16 protein-coding genes are annotated in these 17,426 nt (G+C 54.2%); 9 read left to right on the top strand and 7 right to left on the bottom strand.

The window, feature by feature from the left end; translation table 11 throughout:
• Positions 1-3: 3 nt before the first annotated feature.
• Entirely contained in the window at positions 4-549 is a 546-nt protein-coding gene (gene folK / locus D467_RS0105165) for a 2-amino-4-hydroxy-6-hydroxymethyldihydropteridine diphosphokinase (RefSeq protein ID WP_018916447.1), read from the bottom strand.
• Entirely contained in the window at positions 546-926 is a 381-nt protein-coding gene (gene folB / locus D467_RS0105170) for a dihydroneopterin aldolase (RefSeq protein WP_018916448.1), read from the bottom strand. Before folB ends, folK begins: the two co-directional genes overlap by 4 nt.
• A gap of 78 nt (positions 927-1,004) precedes the next feature.
• Between folB and plsY the strand changes: the two genes are divergently transcribed.
• The gene (gene plsY / locus D467_RS0105175; RefSeq protein ID WP_018916449.1) at positions 1,005-1,577 is read left to right on the top strand and encodes a glycerol-3-phosphate 1-O-acyltransferase PlsY; all 573 of its coding nucleotides are present in this window, start codon (positions 1,005-1,007) and stop codon (positions 1,575-1,577) included.
• Here plsY and tsaD read toward each other — a convergent pair.
• Complete coding sequence (tsaD, locus tag D467_RS0105180) at positions 1,574-2,632, bottom strand: tRNA (adenosine(37)-N6)-threonylcarbamoyltransferase complex transferase subunit TsaD (protein WP_018916450.1); 1,059 nt, start codon at positions 2,630-2,632, stop codon at positions 1,574-1,576. The genes plsY and tsaD overlap by 4 nt on opposite strands.
• 205 nt (positions 2,633-2,837) lie before the next feature.
• Between tsaD and rpsU the strand changes: the two genes are divergently transcribed.
• The 3 genes from rpsU (at position 2,838) to rpoD (ending at position 7,147) form a co-directional block, all read left to right on the top strand.
• Complete coding sequence (rpsU, locus tag D467_RS0105185) at positions 2,838-3,053, top strand: 30S ribosomal protein S21 (protein WP_008956349.1); 216 nt, start codon at positions 2,838-2,840, stop codon at positions 3,051-3,053.
• Between the two features lie 175 nt (positions 3,054-3,228).
• A complete protein-coding gene (gene dnaG, locus D467_RS0105190; protein ID WP_018916451.1) occupies positions 3,229-5,067 on the top strand; it encodes a DNA primase in 1,839 nt (612 codons plus the stop codon).
• Between the two features lie 223 nt (positions 5,068-5,290).
• Positions 5,291-7,147, top strand: a complete 1,857-nt coding sequence (gene rpoD / locus D467_RS0105195) for an RNA polymerase sigma factor RpoD (RefSeq protein ID WP_018916452.1) — start codon at positions 5,291-5,293, stop codon at positions 7,145-7,147.
• Positions 7,148-7,289: 142 nt separating this feature from the next.
• Here rpoD and D467_RS0105200 read toward each other — a convergent pair whose 3' ends face one another.
• The 3 genes from D467_RS0105200 to D467_RS0105215 all read right to left on the bottom strand — a co-directional run bounded on the left by D467_RS0105200 (position 7,290) and on the right by D467_RS0105215 (position 10,760).
• Positions 7,290-8,861 carry an AbgT family transporter gene (locus tag D467_RS0105200; protein ID WP_018916453.1) on the bottom strand — a complete coding sequence of 524 codons (1,572 nt, stop codon included), beginning with the start codon at positions 8,859-8,861 and terminating at the stop codon, positions 7,290-7,292.
• Positions 8,862-9,044: 183 nt separating this feature from the next.
• The gene (locus D467_RS0105210) at positions 9,045-9,689 is read right to left on the bottom strand and encodes a hypothetical protein (RefSeq protein WP_018916455.1); all 645 of its coding nucleotides are present in this window, start codon (positions 9,687-9,689) and stop codon (positions 9,045-9,047) included.
• A gap of 174 nt (positions 9,690-9,863) precedes the next feature.
• The gene (locus D467_RS0105215; protein ID WP_018916456.1) at positions 9,864-10,760 is read right to left on the bottom strand and encodes a LysR family transcriptional regulator; all 897 of its coding nucleotides are present in this window, start codon (positions 10,758-10,760) and stop codon (positions 9,864-9,866) included.
• A gap of 159 nt (positions 10,761-10,919) precedes the next feature.
• Between D467_RS0105215 and D467_RS0105220 the strand changes: the two genes are divergently transcribed.
• From D467_RS0105220 to mtgA, 3 genes are all read left to right on the top strand, one after another.
• Entirely contained in the window at positions 10,920-12,029 is a 1,110-nt protein-coding gene (locus D467_RS0105220; RefSeq protein WP_018916457.1) for an S-(hydroxymethyl)glutathione dehydrogenase/class III alcohol dehydrogenase, read from the top strand.
• 187 nt (positions 12,030-12,216) lie between these two features.
• Positions 12,217-13,071 (top strand): S-formylglutathione hydrolase, encoded by an 855-nt coding sequence (gene fghA, locus D467_RS0105225; RefSeq protein ID WP_018916458.1) that lies wholly within the window; start codon positions 12,217-12,219, stop codon positions 13,069-13,071.
• A gap of 10 nt (positions 13,072-13,081) precedes the next feature.
• On the top strand, positions 13,082-13,798 hold the full coding sequence (gene mtgA / locus D467_RS0105230) for a monofunctional biosynthetic peptidoglycan transglycosylase (RefSeq protein ID WP_018916459.1): 717 nt from the start codon (positions 13,082-13,084) through the stop codon (positions 13,796-13,798).
• A gap of 1 nt (position 13,799) precedes the next feature.
• Here mtgA and D467_RS0105235 read toward each other — a convergent pair whose 3' ends face one another.
• The gene (locus D467_RS0105235) at positions 13,800-14,708 is read right to left on the bottom strand and encodes a DMT family transporter (RefSeq protein WP_018916460.1); all 909 of its coding nucleotides are present in this window, start codon (positions 14,706-14,708) and stop codon (positions 13,800-13,802) included.
• A gap of 173 nt (positions 14,709-14,881) precedes the next feature.
• Between D467_RS0105235 and D467_RS0105240 the strand changes: the two genes are divergently transcribed.
• Complete coding sequence (locus D467_RS0105240) at positions 14,882-15,274, top strand: DUF4168 domain-containing protein (RefSeq protein ID WP_018916461.1); 393 nt, start codon at positions 14,882-14,884, stop codon at positions 15,272-15,274.
• Positions 15,275-15,514: 240 nt separating this feature from the next.
• Positions 15,515-17,425, top strand: a complete 1,911-nt coding sequence (locus D467_RS0105245) for a DUF294 nucleotidyltransferase-like domain-containing protein (RefSeq protein WP_018916462.1) — start codon at positions 15,515-15,517, stop codon at positions 17,423-17,425.
• Position 17,426 lies beyond the last annotated feature (1 nt).

Below are 17,426 nucleotides of genomic sequence, written 5' to 3' on the forward strand. Positions count from 1 at the left end.
GGCTTATCTTCCCAACGCCTTTTGCGGCATGGTGTCTGCATGGGATATCCAGGCACCGCCCCAAGTGAAGTCAATTGGCCAAAGGCGTTGGCTGCCCAGCGTGAAGTTATGCCAAAGCGCCGCGTAAGGCGTATCGCAAGCGGGGTGTCGTTCATCGGGGAGTAGCTCAGCCAGGGGCTGTAGCACAAAGGCGTTATAGGTGATTTCGTCGCGGGGCAGGGAAATGCCATTCACAACGCCACACAGGCTGCCGACGGTTAACAGGTCGATATCCAGCACCTTGGCGCTATATTTGGTCATGCCGGGCTTGCGGCCGTGAAGGATCTCGACGCTTTTAGCCCACGCCTGTAGCTGGCGCGGTGACCAGTCGCTTTCAAACGCAACGACCAGGTTATAAAAGTTGTGTTTATCGCTAAACCCCACGGGCTCACTTTCAAACACGCGCGAGACCTGTAAAGGTCCAAAAGTGTCAAACAGGGCGTCAAGGCACGAGCGTATATGGCGCACGGGGTTAACATTACTGCCTAAACTAACGGTAACCAGGCTCATAGGGTAACGTCCTTGGTGGCCTCCGGTAGCTCACCGCGGGTAATCTCAAGGCCTACGCTGGTGGCCTGAGGGACTGCGCCGGGTTTGCGCACTCTTAAGCGTAACCATGAAATTGAAAACTCGCTGCGCAAACATTCCGCCAGACGCTCTGCAAAGGTTTCGACCAAGGCAAACTGGTGGGCGTCGGCAAAGCGCTGGATCCGCTGGCAAATGGCGGCATAATCCAACGTCAGGCTTAGATCATCGGTGGCAGCAGCCGGGCGAATGTCAGTCGCCAGCGTTAAATCCAGGCTAAGCGACTGTTGAATGGTGCGCTCCCAATCGTACACACCGATAACGGTGTCTACTTTTAACGCTTCGATCAAAATGCGATCCACGAGCTTTTCCTCAGCGGCAACAAGCCGGCGATTGTACGTTAGGATGAGATGAAACGACAGTAAGACGGGAACAGCGCCATGACATGGGTAGTAATCGGCTATTTAAGCGGTAGCTGGCTGGCAGCGATCAGCGTTTGCCGGATGGCTGGCGTGCGTGACCCGCGTCGCTGTGGTTCCGGTAATCCTGGGTTTTCCAACGTGCTGCGCCTTTACGGGCCGCGTCTGGCCGGCGCTACGCTGTTTCTTGATGCGCTTAAAGGCATGCCCGTGGTGCTGGCAAGTAAAATGCTGGCATTGCCGGTTAGTTGGCAGGGGCTTATCGGGTTGGCCGTGCTCGTCGGGCATAGCTATCCCGTGTGGTACGGCTTTCGAGGCGGTAAGGCCGTGGCCTGTGCGCTGGGTGTACTGCTGGTGCTAGTGCCCGGAGTGGCCTTGTTGAGTGCCGTGACGTGGGCGCTGCTGGCATGGCGGTTAAAAACCGCCGCGATAGCCTCATTGGCCAGTGCTTTGGTAGCACCCCTTGCGTGTATCTGGCTGGCGCCTGCCTATATAGGCGTGGTGGGTGGCTTGAGTCTGTTAGTGGTTTTACGACACGGGCTTAATATTCGCAGGCTAAGACGCGGCGAGGAGCCGCGCCTGCGAAAGCCTTAATCGTTAAGAGGTGCCTTGGGTGGCGCTAGGCGATCCAGCGGCCAGCGCGGTGTGGCCTGCATGATGCCATCGCTATCCTGCTCGCCGGCGGCCAGCCGTTGTGCGCCGACATAGGCAATCATGGCGCCATTGTCCGTACAGAAACGGCCACGCGGATAATAGGCTTTTGCCTGACGTTTTTGGCATTCAAGTGCCAGACGTTCGCGCAGCCGGTGATTGGCGCTAACACCACCCGCTACCACTAGGCGCTTGAGCCCAGTTTGATCCAGCGCCCGGCGGCATTTAATGACCAGCGTATCGACCACGGCTTCTTCAAAAGCGCGGGCTACGTCAGCACGCGCCTGTTCGTCAAGCTCACCGGCGTTTTCCAGCTGGCGGATCGCGGTTAACGTATGCGTCTTTAAACCTGAAAAGCTGAAGTCCAACCCAGGGCGGTCGGTCATTGGGCGGGGGAAACGAAACCGTTTGGGGTCACCCTGCTCGGCAAGCTTGGCCACCAGGGGGCCGCCTGGGTAAGCCAGCCCCAGCATTTTAGCGGCTTTATCAAAGGCTTCACCCGCAGCGTCGTCCACGGATTCGCCCAAGAGTTCATAGCGACCCAGCCCCTGAACTTCCACCAGCTGGGTATGGCCGCCGGATACCAGTAGCGCCACAAAGGGGAACTCCGGTGCATCATCTTCAAGCATCGGCGCGAGCAGGTGGCCTTCCATATGATGGACGCCCAGCACGGGGATCTCTAACGCCCGCGCCATGCCGTGAGCTGTGCTTGCGCCCACCATCAGGGCGCCCACCAAGCCAGGGCCTGCGGTATAGGTGATGCCATCCAGATCGTGCCGGGTCAGGTTGGCATCTTTTAATACCTGCTCAATGAGCGGTAGCAGCTTTCGCGTATGGTCTCTCGACGCCAGTTCAGGTACTACGCCGCCGTACTCAGCATGCATGGCAATTTGGCTATACAGCGCGTCGGCCAGCAGGCCGTCGCCGCCTGAACGGGAAGTGTCATACACAGCGACGCCGGTCTCATCGCAAGACGTTTCAATGCCCAATACGCGCATAACGGGAAAACTCTTTGGAAAAAATGGTAGAGCGCTCAAGTCTAACACTGTCCCTCTTGGAGGGCGTAAGCATTTGCAAAGATGGTTATTCACGACTAAACTATCGTGCGCTGTAAAACTGGGTCGTACACTGTAGCCGCAATAATGCGCTAGAAGCTGTACGTACTATCCGAACTCAAGACTCCTTAAGGTAGGTGAGTGCTTAATGCCTTCTGTAAAAGTACGTGATAACGAGCCGTTTGACGTCGCCCTGCGTCGCTTCAAGCGTTCTTGCGAAAAAGCCGGTGTTCTTTCTGAAGTACGCCGCCGCGAGCACTATGAGAAGCCGACTGCTGAGCGTAAACGCAAAGCGGCAGCTGCCGTAAAACGTCACGCTAAGAAAGTTCAGCGTGAGCAAAAGCGTTTCGAACGGCTCTATTGATCCGTACCTGGGGAGAGCCAGAGTAGTTAGCTGGTTGTCTCAAGAGGGATGCCAAACGGCCGCCACTAGGTGGCCGTTTGTTTTTCAGGTTTTTGCGCTGTTCAAGGCCATTGGGAAAATTGCCTAATGACGTTAAACAGCCGCCCAGCGCACTGCGCGAGGATGCTCGTCGTTCATGGCAGGCCAGATTCCACAGCGTTTTATTGACGACCTTCTCAGCCGCGTTGACGTGGTGGAAGTGGTTGGTGAGCGCGTGCAGCTTAAAAAAGCTGGCCGGAATTACTCAGGTCTTTGCCCTTTCCATCAGGAAAAAACACCGTCTTTCACCGTGAGCGCTGACAAGCAGTTTTATCACTGCTTTGGCTGTGGAGTACACGGGAATGCGCTACGCTTTCTGATGGAGTACGACAAGCTGCCGTTTCCTGAGGCAGTCGAGCAGCTGGCGGGGCGTTTAGGGCTTGATGTACCGCGTGAAGGCGCCGATGACCCGCGTGCCCAGCAGCGAGAAAAAAAGCGCAAAGAGGGCGTTAACCTGCTCGAACTTGCCGCTAGTTTTTATCGCGAGCGGCTAAAGATGCGCGAGGGGCAGAGCGCTCAGCGCTATCTGGAAAATCGCGGGCTGTCTGCTGAAGTGATTCAGACCTACGGCATAGGCTATGCGCCGGGAGGTTGGGAGGCGCTTAAGCAGCACCTGAGCGAGCGTGAAATTTCAGAGCCTGTTCAGGTTGAGTATGGCCTGCTGATCCATCGCGAAGATACCGGGCGTACCTACGACCGTTTTCGTGATCGAGTAATGTTCCCGATCCGTGACTTGCGTGGGCGGACTATCGCGTTTGGCGGTCGAGTGATGGGCGACGAGCAGCCTAAATACCTCAACTCGCCGGAAACGCCGGTGTTCCATAAAGGGCGTGAGCTTTATGGCCTTTATGAAGCGCGCCAAGCGTCAAGCAAGCTTGAACAGCTGGTCATGGTTGAAGGCTATATGGATGTCGTTGCGCTGGCGCAGTATGGCATCCATAACGCTGTCGCTACCCTGGGTACTGCGACGACCGAAGATCATCTGAGCCGCTTGTTTCGCCTGGTTAGCCGGGTGGTATTCTGTTTCGACGGCGACCGGGCTGGCCGCCAGGCCGCGAGCCGGGCGCTTGAAACCGCGCTGCCGTTGATGATTGATGGCCGCGAGGCGCGTTTTCTGTTTCTGCCGGAAGGCGATGACCCCGATACGCTGGTACGCCGTGAGGGAAGCGAGGCTTTTAAAGACCGCGTAACCTGTGCGATGCCGCTTTCGGAGTTTTTGTTTGAGCAGGCCGCGCAAGGGCGTGACCTGAATACGGTGGAAGGGCGCGAACGTTTTGCAAGCCAGGTGCTCGAAGCATTGAACAAAGTGCCTGACGGGATGCTCAAATCATTGCTGCTTGAAGCCTTGGCTAAGCGCAGTGGTTTGGCGCAACAACAGCTTCAAGTGTTGTTGGAAAAGCGCGCAGCGTCACCCAAAGAGCAGGCGTATTGGGAACCCGTCGCGGAACCTATGGTTGAAGAGGATATAGGTCAGGCAACTCCTCAGCCGCCCAAGCCGCGGACGCGTAGCCAAGTGCTTACTCCGGTGGGGCGCATTGTACAGCTGCTGCTTCACGAACCGAGCGTTGTGTCAGCCGTACCCGAGAGCCTGGATTGGTTGCCGGAAGATGATGATACGCCGCTATGTCGCGATTTGATCGCGCTTTTGCAGGCCGGGCGTTATCGCAGTCCGCAGGTAGTATTGGCGCATTTTCAGGGCAGTCCGCAAGGTCAGGTCCTGGCAGTGTTCGCCAAGCGGGAGCTGCTGATTCCCAAGGCCGCACGAGAAGCAGAGTTAACGGGGTTGATTGAGCATTTACAGCAAAAGCAGCGTAAACGTTCGCCCCAGGAAGAGTACGAGGCGTTGTTGGCTCAGGAACGTGCCGGGCAGAAGCTCGATAAGCAGCAGCGTCAGCGCTTGGCCAGTTTGGTAGTCGAATTGGCTCAGCGGTTTTAAGCGGTGTTGAAAGCGGGGGGTTGAATTTTGCCCTTGCCAACACCAGATATAGGGTCAGTCACCAAGTGCTGGCCTAACCGAACAACCTAACACACCTGAATGACCGCGCAAATACGTTTCGCTGGAAAAAATACAGCAATTTACGCTATACTGTTCGGCTTGTTGAGTTTAATCGATTCAGCGCTCCAGGTGTTTCATTCTTCTTCGTCGAGATAGGGTTTCTATGGCTGGAAATGCGCAGCAGCAGTCACGTCTGAAGGAGTTGATCGCGCGCGGCAAAGAGCAGGGTTACCTGACTTATGCCGAGGTCAACGACCATCTACCCGAGGATATCGCCGACCCGGATCAAGTGGAAGACATCATTGGCATGATCAACGACATGGGTATCCGTGTTGCTGAAGAAGCGCCAGATGAAGACACTTTGATGATGTCGGATCACTCCACGGATGAGTCCGCTGCGGAAGAGGCCGTTGCGGCACTCGCCGCCGTGGAAAGCGACGTGGGTCGCACCACAGACCCTGTACGCATGTATATGCGTGAAATGGGTACAGTAGAACTCTTGACCCGTGAAGGCGAAATTGAAATTGCCAAGCGGATCGAAGAGGGCACCCGTGAAGTGATGTCGGCGCTGGCGTACCTGCCGGGAGCCGTCGCCTCAATTCTGGATGCCTACGACGCCACTCAGGATGAAGAAGCTCCTGGTCGTTTGTCGGATCTCTTCTCGGGGTTTATCGACCCGGATGAAGGTATCCCCGGCGTTGCCGAAGCGGATGTGCCTGAACCTGAGGTAGAGACCGAGCTAAGCGACGACGAAGACGCTGAAAGCGATGGCGATGAGGACGACGAAGACTCCACCGCCAGCGAAGGTGGCCCGGATCCGGAAGAGGCGCGCGCACGTTTTGAGCAGATTCGTGAGCAAAACGCGTTAGCCCAGGCGGCACTTGCCAAGCATGGCCGCGGTAGCGCTGAGCTGAAAGCCGAGCAGGCACGTCTTGCCGAGCTTTTCTCGCCGATCAAACTGGTGCCGAAACACTTTGAGCGTCTGGTAGGCCAGGTGCGCATTAGTGTTGAGCAAGTGCGGGCCCAGGAAAAAGCGGTCATGCAGCTTTGTGTCAAAAAAGCTAAAGTGCCGCGCAAGACGTTTATCAAGTCGTTCCCGGGTAGCGAATCTAACCCCAAGTGGTTGGATGCTTTCCAGGAAGCGCAGCCCAAGTACGCTGATCGTCTTGAGCCGCTACGTTCTGATATCGCCCGTTCGCAGCGTAAAATCGCTTTCGAAGAAGACATGGTGCAGCTCACCGTGGCGGATTTGAAAGAGGTGAACCGCAAGCTGTCTATTGGTGAGGCGAAAGCGCGTCGTGCCAAGAAAGAGATGGTTGAGGCTAACCTGCGTCTGGTTATCTCGATTGCCAAGAAGTACACCAACCGTGGCCTGCAGTTCCTGGATCTGATTCAGGAAGGCAACATCGGTTTGATGAAGGCGGTAGACAAGTTCGAATATCGTCGGGGTTATAAGTTCTCTACTTATGCTACCTGGTGGATTCGTCAGGCGATCACCCGCTCGATTGCCGACCAGGCACGGACTATCCGTATTCCGGTTCACATGATCGAGACGATCAACAAGCTTAACCGCGTGTCGCGCCAGATGCTGCAGGAAATGGGCCGCGAGCCGACGCCGGAAGAGCTGGGCGAACGTCTGGAAATGCCGGAAGACAAAGTACGCAAGGTGCTTAAAATTGCCAAAGAGCCGATCTCCATGGAGACGCCGATTGGTGATGATGATGACTCGCATCTGGGTGACTTTATCGAGGACGGCACAATGCTGCTGCCCATCGATATGGCGACCGGTGAAGGTCTTATCGAAGCGACCCGCAACGTACTCGGCGGCCTGACAGCGCGTGAAGCCAAGGTACTGCGCATGCGGTTCGGTATTGATATGAATACCGACCATACGCTGGAAGAAGTTGGCAAGCAGTTTGATGTAACCCGTGAACGGATTCGTCAGATTGAGGCCAAGGCTCTGCGTAAGCTTCGCCATCCGTCGCGCTCTGAGCCACTGCGCTCGTTCCTTGATGAGTAAGTAGTTGCTGAGTAAGTAACGTGTAGTCAGCAGGCGTTAGTTGCCTAGCGTAAAAAAGCCCGCCGTTTAAAAACGGCGGGCTTTTTGCTGTCTGAACTATACGGATCTTAACCGTTGGGTCTGTGCCACAGTGTGTAGTGCGTCACAGAGTATAGTACGTGGCGGAACCTGGGCCGACGGGCAGGCCAAATACGAATACCCAGATAAAGAACAGCAAGGTCCAGCCGATCAGCATAAACAGTGTATAGGGCAGCATTAAGGCAACCAGCGTGCCGATGCCCATGTCTTTGCGGTAGCGAGTGGCGACGGCCAAAATCAAGCCGAAGTAGCTCATCATCGGAGTGATCAGATTGGTGACTGAGTCACCGATACGGTAGGCGGCCTGGATAACCTCTGGGGCGTAACCCATGAGCATCAACATGGGAACGAAGATGGGCGCCGTCACTGCCCACTGAGCCGATGCGCTTCCGAGCGAAAGGTTAACGAAGGCGCACATAAGAATGAACAGAGCAAACAGGCCAGGCCCACGTAAGCCAAGAGAATCAAGCAAGTCAGCGCCTGCAACAGCGGTGACGGTACCAAAGTTGCTCCAGTTGAACAGCGCTACAAACTGGGCGGCAAAGAAAACCAGTACGATATAAAGCCCAAGGCTGCTCATACTTTTGGCCATGGCGTTTACTACGTCACGGTCGTTATGCATCGTGCCTGCCAAGCGTCCGTATATGAAGCCCAGCAACGTGAAAGCAACCGCTACGATAACCACAATGCCGCGCAAAAACGGCGATCCACTGACTAAACCGGTTTCTGGATTACGCAGAATACCGCCTTCGGGCACCACCATGACGGCGATCACAGCCGCCAGAGCAAGGGCCGCTAAACCAGTGCCTTTTAATGCACGCTTTTCGCTGTCTGAAAGTCCTTCCATGCGCTGCTGGTCAATACTGCTATCAGCATAAGAGGCGTCAAACTTACCTAACTTTGGTTCCACAACACGCTCGGTGACCAAGCCGCCAATTAATGTCACCAGGAATGTGCTGGCAAACATGAAGAACCAGTTCGCCTCGGCACCTACTATGTAGGCTGGGTCCAGTAGCCGGGCAGCTTCTTGCGTAATACCTGAAAGCAGAGGATCGACGGTACCAATCAAAAGGTTAGCGCTATAGCCGCCGGATACCCCACAAAAAGCAGCCGCAAGGCCCGCCAAGGGATGGCGGCCCAGTGAATGAAAGATCATCGCCGCGAGAGGAATGAGCACCACGTAGCCAAGCTCGGCCGCCATATTGGACATGATGCCCGCAAATACGACGGCGTAGGTAACGATGCGCGGCGAGCGATTAAGCACTAGAGCGCGCATGCTTGCAGACAGTAGCCCTGAGTGTTCAGCCACCCCAACGCCCAGCATGGCTACCAAAACGGTACCTAGCGGCGCAAAGCCTGTGAAGTTCGTCACCATCTCGGTCACTAAGCGACGTAAGCCTTCCGCGTTAAGCAGCGAATTAACCGCAATCAGTTCGCCCTCATTGGCGGGTCGCGGATCAGCCACCGATACGCCTAAAGCCCCGGCGATACCGCTGGCAACCACCACCAGCACGCATAGAATGGCAAACAGGGTAACCGGATGCGGAAGTAGGTTGCCTAGCCACTCCACGCTATCAAGAAAGCGAGTAAAGGCACCACGCTTCAGGTGTTCTTCGCGATTTTTGGAATTTGTCATATGTTTTATATCGTCAGTAGGTGGTTTTTTAGTAAAAAACGCCCAGGGGGCCTGATGGGCGACACTACGTTGAAGCGTCAAGCGGCGCAAACGGCTTTGCGTATAGCGGGATTTAAAAAATGAAACGCCGCCTGAATAGGCTTCAGGCGGCGTTTATCCACATGCGGGAATTAGCAGGTGTTGCTAGACGCTAGACGCTTTGCGAATGCGTAGGGCGAGAAGTAGAAGCTCAATAACGGCAAACAGAATCAGGCTATAGCCTAAAAGCTCGATCACCTCTTCAGCGACATCTTTAAAAATGCGTACGTAGTTATCTTCAAGCACGGCACGCCAAAAAATCTGGCGTCCATAGAGACGCGAGAAGATGTAGGTAGTCAGCACGCCGCCCGCAAACAGGCCAAATGAAAAGGTGTTGCTGTAGTGGGCAAACTCAGCGATAAAGCGTCGACGTTGATATACCACCCAGCCAATAGAGGGCAGGATGATTAATGCAACAAGGACCTTCCAGCTATTATCGGCCACAAACTCATCGAAAAAATAATCCTGCTCGCGGATTAGCGAGGCTGCAACAAAGGCCAGCATAAGCAGAGTGACATTGGGCCATACCTTGAGCACCTGACGAATATAGATCAACAGCCCGCAGCAGCTGGCAAGCGTGAGCGTTTGGGAAAATTCAGTAAAACCCAGCTCGGTAAAGCGTACCGAAGGTAAATACACAGCTTCCAAATAAGCGCCTTGAGCTATGCCGCCAATAAACAGCACATAAAGAGTGGCCCGCAGTAACGTAGTGCGAAAATCGATAGGCCAGTTAGGTGGGGGAAGTTGCATGCCTTATCCTTCAGGGTCGTGGGTCACGGTTTTACTGACAGAAACATTCAATTCTGAATGTTCATTATATCGTCACCTTTGTGTGCTCGCCCACTACCCTTGTTAATAATCTTTCGACGAATGGACTATAGCGCTGTGCCATGAGTGCTGAATGAGCAGTCAGCGCTAAAATCGTTAATGCGGTTGAGTGTTTGGCAACACCTGGGCGATATTGGCCACCAGGTAATCGACCAGCTGGCGAATCTTGGGAGAAAGATGGCGATGGCGGGGGTAAACTGCCCAAACCGCCGTATCATAATGTTGAAAAGGCTCCAGCACTGCCACAAGCTCGCCGCTTGCCAGGTGGGGCGCTACGTAATAATCGGGCAGCTGGGCCAAGCCTAATCCTTTAAGCGCTGCATCCAGCAGGGCAGGGCCGGAGTTACCGGTCCAGCAACCTTCCACTCGTACTTCACGGTGCTGGCCGTTTACATCAAACAGCCAGCTTGGCCGTGAGCCCACCAGACAGCGGTGTTGGCTAAGTTCGGCCAGCGTATGCGGGGGCGGTGTCTGGCGAAAGTAGGCCTGCGAACCCACAACATATTCGCGCCGCTCGCACAGACGCCGGGCAATCAAGCTTGAGTCCTTTAAAACTCCCATACGAATGGCGATATCAAAGCCTTCCTCAATCAGCTCGACGGGCCGATTGGTAAAATGCATATGCACTTCAAGCTCCGGGTGCAGGCATTGAAAGTTATTAACCAGTGGCGCTATATAACGTTCGCCAAACGTCGTTGCAGAGGTAAGCCTGAGCATGCCACGTGGCTTGGCCTGTAGCTCACTGATGGCTTGCTCGGCATCTTTCAAGCCATCAAACAGGTGCTGACAGTGCTCAATATACAAGGCACCCGCATCGGTTAAGCGGATCTGGCGCGTGGTACGGTATAAAAGTTGAATGCCCAACTGGTTCTCGAGCTGGCTTACCAGGCGACTAATATGCGAAGTGGAAACTTTAAGATGACTGGCCGCGGCTGAAAATGTGCCTAGGCGAACCACTTCAATAAAGGCTTCGACGCGATCCCAACGCTGCATGGCTATCCTATAGTCGGTGATTGTTGCTCAGCGGCAATAATATTATGAGTATATCCCGCTTTTTCTCGAGCCCCTAGCTGCCTTACACTGGCAGCACCAAGGTTATTTAGCTATTCGTTTAGGCGGCCTATCGCCGTTGCTGTATTGAGGAATCAACTGATGAAATCACGTGCTGCCGTTGCATTAGAAGCGGGTAAACCTTTAGAGCTGGTTGAAATTGATGTCGAAGGCCCGAAAGCGGGCGAAGTGCTGGTCAAAATGGCCGCCACCAGCGTCTGTCATACCGATGCATATACGCTTTCAGGCGCTGACCCGGAAGGGCTGTTTCCCTCGGTGCTGGGTCACGAAGGTGCCGGTGTGGTTCAAGAAGTCGGTGAAGGAGTTACCAGCCTTAAGCCGGGCGACCACGTTATTCCGCTGTATACCGCTGAGTGTGGTAAATGTAAGTTCTGTCTTTCCGGCAAAACCAACCTGTGTGGCAGCGTGCGCGCCACCCAGGGTAAAGGCGTGATGCCTGACGGCACCTCGCGTTTCTCGCTGGATGGCAAAATGCTTCATCACTATATGGGCACGTCGACATTCAGCGAATATACCGTACTGCCGGAAGTCTCCCTGGCGGTGGTTTCCAAAGAAGCTCCGATGGATAAAATTTGCCTGCTGGGCTGCGGCGTAACCACCGGTATCGGCGCGGTACTCAATACCGCCAAAGTAGAGCCAGGCGCCACCGTTGCTGTATTCGGTTTAGGCGCGATTGGTTTAGCGGTTATCCAGGGCGCAGTGATGGCTAAAGCCGGCCGGATTATTGCGATTGATGTTAACGCAGATAAATTTGAGTTGGCCAAGCAGTTTGGTGCGACTGACTTTGTAAATCCCAAGGATTACAGCGACTCCATTCAGCAGGTCATTGTTGATTTGACCGATGGCGGCGTGGACTACTCGTTTGAATGTATCGGTAACGTCAACGTCATGCGCTCAGCGCTTGAGTGCTGCCATAAAGGCTGGGGCGAGTCGATCGTTATTGGCGTTGCCGGTGCGGGCGAGGAAATTTCCACACGTCCGTTCCAGTTAGTGACCGGACGCGTCTGGAAAGGATCTGCGTTTGGCGGCGTTAAGGGGCGTAGCGAGCTTCCAGGCTATGTTGAACGTTATATGAACGGTGAAATCAATATTGATGATTTCATTACTCACGATATGCCGTTTGAAAAGATCAACGAAGCGTTTGAGCTGCTGCATGCCGGTAAGAGTATTCGTACCGTCCTGCATTACTGAGTACTATCTTTTGAGTGCTATCTTTTGAGTACTATCTTTTATAGATCAGCGTTTATAGATTTGCGTTTATAAATTAGCACTTACAGATCAGCGCTGATTGACCATCGCGAATAGTATGTTGTTAATCGTATGTTAAAGCGCGGCAGGCAGCTCTGCCGCGCTTCTCTTTTCGCAAGGAGCCTGCCCCATGAGCATGAGTGAAACCTTAGAACTGGTGTCTGCTAACCGTAGTTTTGGTGGCTGGCACAAGCGCTACCGCCACTACTCCCGGGCGCTGGATTGCGATATGGAGTTTGCGGTTTATCTGCCGCCTCAAGCTGAAAGCGAACGAGTACCGCTTTTATGGTGGCTGTCCGGGCTTACCTGTAACGACGAAAACTTTATGCAGAAAGCGGGCGCGCAGCGGATAGCCGCTGAGCTGGGTATTGCCATCGTTTGCCCTGATACCAGCCCGCGTGGCACGGACTTACCGGGCGAGCACGAAAGCTACGACCTGGGGTCGGGGGCAGGGTTTTACGTCAATGCTACCCAGGCTCCGTGGAAGTCGAACTACCGTATGTACGATTATATTATCGAAGAGCTGCCGTCGGTGGTGCGCCAGCATTTTCCGGTTAACGGCCGCGAGTCGATTAGCGGTCATTCGATGGGTGGCCACGGCGCATTGATTCTTGCCTTGCGCCATCCCGGGCGTTTTAGCTCGGTCTCGGCTTTTTCACCGATCGTGAATCCGATGAACTGCCCCTGGGGGCAGAAAGCATTTACCAGCTACCTTGGGGATGACCCGTCCAGCTGGCGCCAGTATGACGCCTGCGAACTGGTTGCCAATGGCGCGTCGCGTCAGCGGCTATTTATCGATCAGGGGGAAGCGGATCAATTTTTGGAAGAGCAGCTCAAACCCGAGCGCTTAGAGGCTGTATGTGAAGAGCATGATCATCCGCTAACGCTACGTCGTCAGCCGGGTTACGACCATAGTTACTTCTTTATTGCCTCGTTCATTGAGGACCATCTGCGTTATCATGCGGAACATCTCATGAAGCGTTAAGGATACCGAAATGCTCAATCGCGCGCTGCGCCGCTTTCTTCGTCAGCTATGGCGTCTTGTGTGGCGCGGCGCGCTGTTGTTTGCGCTTCTTTCTGTGGCGCTGGTGCTGCTATTTCGTTTCGTTCCACCGCCTGGGTCAATGGTAATGGTGGAGCGCAAGATACAGAGTTGGATCAATAGCGAACCGATTACGATACAGCGCCAATGGCGTAGCTGGGACAACCTTTCCAGCAGCGCCAAACTTGCCGTTATTGCTGCCGAAGACCAGCGTTTTCCAGTACACCGTGGCTTTGATCTCGTCGAACTGCGTCGTGCCTGGCAGGCAAGCCAAGACGGTAGCCGCCTACGTGGGGCGAGTACGCTGAGTCAGCAAACCGCCAAAAACGTTTTCCTGTGGAGCGGGCGCAGCTGGGCCCGAAAAGGCCTGGAAGCCTGGTTTACCCTGCTGGTGGAAACGTTCTGGAGCAAGCAGCGCATTCTTGAAGTGTATCTTAACGTGGCGGAGTGGGACCGCGGCGTGTTTGGCTTGGAAGCTGCGTCCCAACACTATTTTGGGGTATCGGCAAGTGCGCTTTCTGAGCGTCAGGCAAGCCTTTTGGCCGCTATTTTGCCCAGCCCACGAACCCGCAGTGCCTCGCGGCCGGATGCCCAGGTCGAGAGACGCAGTCAGTGGATTCTTCAGCAAATGCGCAACTTGGGCGGTGTCGGCTATATAGAGCGGCTTTAGGCTAGTCAGCCGGGGCCGCTTTTTTGGCACTGCGAACCACCATCAGCACGCCCGCCAGCGCAATCACCATGCCCGCTATCCCCAGCAGGGGAAGTCGCTCATCGAACAACCACCAGGCTTGAAGAGCGGTAACCGGAGGCACCAGGTAGAAAAGGCTGGCGACGCGCGATGCCTCGCCTTTTTTGATTAACGCCATGAGCAGCAAAATGGCCGCAATCGATAATACCAGCACCAGCCAGCCCAGGGTCATAATAAACGTGCTGCTCCACTCGATCTGGCGCGTTTCAAACAGCATCGCCCCGCCACCCAGCAGCACGCTTGCCCCCAGATATTGAATAATCGTCCCTGACAGTAACGGCATGTGTGTGCAGTAACGCTTTTGATAAAGCGTTCCCAGCGAGATGCCCAATAGAGCCGCGAATACGCACAAAAGCGCCTCACCGCCAAACCCTGCAAACAGGGCGTCACCTAGTTCAAGCTTGCTGCCCAGCACCAGGCAGATACCGATCAAGCCCAGCGCCAAACCCAGCCATTGGCGTTTGGATAAGCGCTCGCCCAATAAGGGGCCCGCACAGGCCGCCGTTAATAGCGGTTGCAGGCCAACAAGCAAAGCGGCGAGCCCTGCGGGCATGCCCAAGTAAATACCGTAGAACACGCCGCCTAAATAGATGCCATGTACCAATATGCCTGACAGCGCGATATGGCCCCATAACGTAAGCGGCGATGGCCATGGGATTCGCATGACGAGCACCAAAGGCACCAATAGCAGCAGGGTGAGCGCAAAACGGATGGATAAAAAGCTGAACGGTTCGGCGTAAGGAAGACCAAATTTTGCGCCGATAAACCCAGTGCTCCATAAAAGTACAAAAATTCCTGGCATTGCTGCTCGGCTAAGCGAAGATCCGCTCATTTTTTCATCTCCTTGAAAATTTTGAATAATTGTAGATTTTAGACAGCTGGCGTAAGCCGGAAAAATTAACGTTATCGAATTTTTTACATTCTTTTACTTAAAAAATTTGAACCTGTGCTGAATCATCGCGTCACACTTCACACATTCACAACGCGTCAATGAGGTTTCTTTCTATGCAACGTTTAACTGCTTTGTTCTCAGCTGCCCTACTCGCTACTGGTTTAATGGCAACTACGGCCAACGCCCAGCAAGCACAGGATCCGGCTCAAGATCCAATGGCCACCCAGCAAGCCGCACCGGCCCAGGATTTTTCTGATGAGCAGCTACAGCAGTTCGCCGATGCTTCCCAAGAAATCGCCGTGATCTCGCAAGAGTTCACACAGCGTCTGCAGGAAGCAGAAGACGAAGCTGCACAACAGGAAGTTCGTGAAGAGGCTAATGACCGCATGATTCAGGTTGTTGAAGACAGCGGCCTTGATGTCGATACCTTCAATGCTATCGGTCAGTCCATTCAGCAAGATCCGGAAATGATGCAACGTGTTCAGGAGATGGCAAGCGAGTCTTAAGTTATTAGGCGCTACGTTATCAAATCCTACGTCATTAACAGGATTGCTAAACCCGCCTAACGGTACTATCAGTTATCTTAGCTCTGCTTAATAGCTGAAAGATATCCCACCGGCGGGGGATAACCACTCGAAGCCCGGCACATCATGTGCCGGGCTTTTTATTGCCTGCAGGGTTTACGGTGGAGGTGAACCCATCCAAACTCTACGGACTTGCTTACCGAGTTCATCTTAGGAGATCGCATGGACGTTGAGCTACTCGAAATACGCCAGTTTATGGGCCAGTTTCCTCCCTTTGATGGGCTCTCTGACGAGCTGCTCGATGCGATTGCTGAACGGGTAGAGGTCAGCTACTTCAAAACCGGGAGCGACATCCTGGTGGTAAATGACACCATTAATGAACTGTGCTTTATAAGAAGCGGCGCCGTTGAAGTTTATCGCCGCAAGGGCGAGCTTTATAACCGGCTGGGGGAGGGCGATATTTTTGGCCACTTCAGCTTGCTGCGTAATCATAAAGTGCGCTTCCCCGCGCAGGCGATTGAAGACACGCTCATCTACTTTATCCCCAAGGATGTGTTTCAACGTCTGTGCGAAGAGGACGATGACTTCGCTGACTTTGTCGAGCTTGAACGCCCCCGGCTTGAGACGGCTGCCGAGCAGCAAAAAAAATCCAACGACATGATCGTCACGCGAATCCGCAAGCTGGTGACCCGCTATCCGGTCATGGTCGAAGCGACTACCAGCCTGCAGCAGGCGGCTCAGCAGGTCAGCGATGCCCAGGCGTCCGCCGCGATTGTGATCAAGCAGTATGCAGGCAATCCGCGCTATAGCTTTCAGGATAGCGAAGGCAAGACATGGCATATGGTGGGGATTTTTACCGATAGCGATTTTCGCACGCGCGTCGTGGCAGAAGGACTGTCTTCTCAAACGCCGATTGGCGATGTGGCGTCGCCACACCTGATTACCGTCCAGTCGGATGCCTCGGTATACGAGGCGATGCTCACCATGCTGCGTAATAATGTCCACCACTTGCCGGTGCTTTACCGCCAGCGCCCTGTTGGGGTTGTGCATCTTTCCGATATTATTCGCTATGAAACGCATAGCGGACTTTATCTGGTCAGCAATATTTTTAATCAGTCCAGTGTCCAGGGGCTTGCTCGCCTGGCGCCGGATGTCCGCGCATCGTTTGTCAGGATGGTGCAGGAAGACGCTAACTCACAAATGGTGGGCAGTGCGCTTTCAACGATAGGGCGAAGCTTTACCCGGCGCCTGCTGGAACTTGCCGAGGCGGAGCTTGGCCCGCCTCCCGTGCCTTACTGCTTTATGGTCAATGGCTCAATGGCGCGCAATGAGCAAAGCATTGTGACCGACCAGGATAACGCGCTGATTCTGTCGGATGACTTTGTACCCGAAGAGCATGATGCTTACTTCTATGCGCTCGCCAAGTTTGTCAGCGATGGGCTAGATGCCTGTGGCTATACCTATTGCAAAGGCGACATCATGGCCACCAATACGCAGTGGCGTCAGCCACTGAGTGTCTGGAAAAGCTATTTTGAAGACTGGATTTCAAATCCTACGCCTAAAAAGTTGCTGCAAAGCTCGATCTTTTTTGATTTAGACAGCATCTATGGCGAGGATCATTTTGTCGAAACCCTGCAGGATTTAATTGCCAGTCGCGCGGCGGAATCCCCGCTATTTTTGGCGGCGATGGCGCGTAATGCGCTGGGCCGTACCCCGCCACTTGGATTTTTCCGCACCTTTGTGATGGAAAAGGATGGCAAGCATAATAACTCGATTAACTTAAAGCGGCGGGGTACTGCGCCGATGGTAGATCTGGTTCGCATTCATGCGCTGGCCTGCGGTTCCAAAGCTCAAAATACGTTTCAGCGCTTAAATGACATCAACCATACACAGCTGCTGGCGACCGGGGTCAGCGACAAGCTGAGCTATGCGTTTGAGTTTTTATGCATGTCACGGTTACGTCATCAAATGATTGATATTCAGGAAGATCGGGCACCCGATAATAATATCGAGCCTGAGAACGTGGAAGACAGCGAACGGCATACGCTAAAAGATGCCTTTCAGGTGTTGAGCAACGCCCAGAAGTTTTTGAAGTTCCGTTATCCTATGCCCGCCCAGCGGCAGAGGACGTAAT

It is taken from the genome of Vreelandella zhanjiangensis DSM 21076, assembly GCF_000377665.1.
GTDB lineage: Bacteria > Pseudomonadota > Gammaproteobacteria > Pseudomonadales > Halomonadaceae > Vreelandella > Vreelandella zhanjiangensis.